The 499-nt window shown below is 44.1% G+C and carries 1 protein-coding gene; it reads right to left on the reverse strand.

The features are described 5' to 3' along the window. Nucleotides 1-95: 95 nt before the first annotated feature. A partial coding sequence (locus tag HMPREF2983_RS07035) for a plasmid mobilization protein (RefSeq protein WP_246829368.1) occupies nt 96-499 on the reverse strand: 404 nt, incomplete at its 5' end.

Below are 499 nucleotides of genomic sequence, written 5' to 3' on the forward strand. Positions count from 1 at the left end.
TTGCAAAGATAATACTTTGTTACCGAATAACAAGTGTTTTTAATGAAATATTCTTCTTTCTGCATTATCTAATGCTGTTTGTCGTTGGAATAGGGCTATACCCCTCGTCCTTGCTTCTTCTTTCTGCTCGCTTGGTTTCTCAATTTGCGTTGCCATGCTGTTTCGGCATAGTCATCGCCTTGTGCGGATGGTGTAATCAAATCGTCCACACGAAAATGAGGGTCGTAAAATCGCTTAAATGCTTCCTTTGCACATAGGGAAAGGTTCTTTGTGATATGTAGCCAATCCTCGTCTTTGACCTTGATGAGGTTGGAAACCTGCCCGTAGAACCTTCCTGTATGCTGGAGTATGGCAATGGCTTCTCTCTCATTGTCGGTCATTTTTGGAACGGCTGTAACTTCTCCGTTAAGGAGTATCTCACGGCAGTAGTCGGAGAACTTCCGCCCCGTGATTTCCGCCCTTGATTTGATACGCTGCTTTTCCTCTAAGGTGCATCTTA

The organism is Prevotella sp. HMSC077E09 (genome assembly GCF_001814685.1).
GTDB classification, from domain to species: domain Bacteria; phylum Bacteroidota; class Bacteroidia; order Bacteroidales; family Bacteroidaceae; genus Prevotella; species Prevotella oris.